This window comes from Frankia sp. CgJB1, assembly GCF_977947065.1.
In genome coordinates this window covers 1-2,204 of record NZ_CDWTNB010000284.1, presented here as the reverse complement: position 1 = coordinate 2,204, position 2,204 = coordinate 1, and the positions used below count along the sequence as shown (strand labels likewise).

2 protein-coding genes, 1 tRNA gene and 1 pseudogene are annotated in these 2,204 nt (G+C 64.4%); 2 read left to right on the top strand and 2 right to left on the bottom strand.

Going from position 1 to position 2,204, the window contains the following annotated elements; all coding sequences use genetic code 11:
• Nucleotides 1-92: 92 nt before the first annotated feature.
• Together AC08OT_RS19905 and AC08OT_RS19900 are read left to right on the top strand one after the other, a co-directional pair.
• On the top strand, nucleotides 93-740 hold the full coding sequence (locus tag AC08OT_RS19905; protein ID WP_476603192.1) for a tyrosine-type recombinase/integrase: 648 nt from the start codon (nucleotides 93-95) through the stop codon (nucleotides 738-740).
• Between the two features lie 153 nt (nucleotides 741-893).
• Nucleotides 894-966 (top strand) — tRNA-Lys (locus tag AC08OT_RS19900).
• 170 nt (nucleotides 967-1,136) lie between these two features.
• Here the strand turns inward: AC08OT_RS19900 and AC08OT_RS19895 are convergent.
• Nucleotides 1,137-1,667, bottom strand: a pseudogene (locus AC08OT_RS19895) (IS30 family transposase); the annotation flags it as partial.
• A gap of 256 nt (nucleotides 1,668-1,923) precedes the next feature.
• Nucleotides 1,924-2,204 (bottom strand): group II intron maturase-specific domain-containing protein (locus AC08OT_RS19890; RefSeq protein ID WP_476603191.1); only part of this gene is annotated, 281 nt, incomplete at its 5' end.

The following is a 2,204-nucleotide window of genomic DNA, read 5'->3' as shown; positions in this document are numbered from 1 at the left end:
CATGACGCCCGTCGAGTACGAGGCCAAGTTTGAAAGGGAGCACCCACAAGCCGCATAATGGAACTGTCTACTAAATCGGGAACGCTCCACTCATGGTCTGGATCCCAGCGCAGACCGGGCGGTTCCTCGACCACGCCCATAGCGACCCGCTCTACCCTGTCTTCCACCTCATCGCCTACCGAGGGCTCCGACGCGGTGAATCCGTCGCCGTCCACCTCGACGACATCGACGTCACCAACGCAACCCTCACCATCCGCTGGCAGTTCGTCCAGATCAGCTACGCCACCCAACTCGCCAAGCCGAAATCCGACGCCGGGGACCGTGTCATCTCCCTCGACCCCGACACCCTCGCCGTCCTGAAAACCTGCCGCACACGCCAACCGGCTCGCCGCCGGAACCATCTGGCCGAACAACGGCCTCGCGTTCACCCACCCCGACGGCACTCCCATCCACCCCGAACACCTCACCAACCGCTTCCACACCCTCATCCAGGAAGCCGACCTACCCCCATCACCATCCACGGCCTCCGCCACGGCGCCGCCACCCTCGCCCTCGCCGCCGGCGCCGACCTCAAAGCAGTCCAAGAACTCCTCGGCCACTCCACGATCATGATCACCGCCGACGCCTACACCCACATCCTCCTCGACCTCGCCGCCGAGATCGCCCGCAACACCGCACGCCTCATCCCCCGCACCCGCAGCCCCCACGACTACCCCCGACACCACACCACGATCGACTAACCCGGCCCCCGCCGTCCGCCCCGCCCAGGGCGGACGGGCGGCCACGAGCCACCACAAGCCGCCCACCCGGCGTCCCATCCACACCCCCACAAGCCGCACCGACACCCCGATCACCACCCCGAGGACACACAGTTCGGTATCATGACTCTCGCAGGGCCGTTAGCTCAATTGGCAGAGCAGCCGGCTTTTAACCGGCGAGTTCAGGGTTCGAGTCCCTGACGGCCCACGTCGAGAGGAGATTCCTGCGCATCTGGTGGGGTTTACGAACGTTTTGTCTCTTGACGTTCTCGAGGCTTTCCAGGGGCTCGGACATCTGATTTTGATCTCTTTTTCGGTCTGCTTGTCGTAGTCGCGCTTAACCCTGACCTCCGGCTACATTGCGGCGGATTCCAGCGATCAGTGCACCATCGGTTGCGATTCTATCAGATTGTGGGTCTCACTGTAGACCTCTGCTGGGGTTTTCCACCCGAGAACCTTCCGGGGTCTTCCGTTAAGTTCGGCGGCAACGGCGTCAAGTTCAGCTTGACTGAAGCCAGAGAGATCGGTAGATCTCGGAAAGTACTGACGGAGAAGCCCGTTGGTGTTTTCGTTCGTCGACCGCTGCCAGGGTGAATGCGGGTCGGCGAAGTAGACCGGAACGCTTGTCCCGAGGGTGAAGGTGGCGTGTGCGGCCATCTCCCTCCCCTGGTCCCAGGTGAGCGACCGGACGAGGTCGGCCGGCAGGTCTTTGATCTTCAGGCTGAGGGCGAGGGCGACACAGGCGGCTGTCCGATCGTAGGGAATCCGCACCAGTGTGGTGTAGCGCGTGTGACGATCGACGCGGGTCGCGATCTGGCTCTTGCCGCCCTTGCCGATGATCAGGTCGCCTTCGAGGTGGCCGGGGACGGCGCGGTCGGCGGCTTCCGCGGGCCGTTCGCTGATGTTGACCATGTCCGGGATCGCCTACGACGCCTGGGGTGTCGCCCCGGACGGTCGTCTAGCGTGCCCGGCCGGACCGCAGAGCGACCCTCAGTTCGGTCTTCAGCGTGCCTGCCGGCCTGTAGGAAGAGCGTTTGGTAGTGAGGTCGGACCGAGGCGCGGTGCCGGCCTTGCGGCCAGCCCGTTTCCTCGGCCCGCCTCCCGAACCCGGCGTGCACCGTTAAGCGCACCGGGCTCTCCACAAGCCCCGGGGGGACGTGTCTTCTCATGCCGCCCTCTGCCATGGCGTCGGGATGCGTTTTCCCCGGTATCGGTAGCGTTCTATGCCTACCTTTCCGGGATCGAACAGCACCACCTCTCCCTCGGCCGGCCACCGGTCTCCACAGCTGTATCGGCGCCGGAGCTGCCTCCAGGTAGTCCGCCGGTGCTTGCGGCCGATCCATCTGATGACCTGTTTCCACAGGTAGGCCCGCAGATAGCCGAACGTAGCACTTGAACAGCCGTATTTGAAATAGGCGGTCCAGCCCCGCAGCATCCGGCTTATCT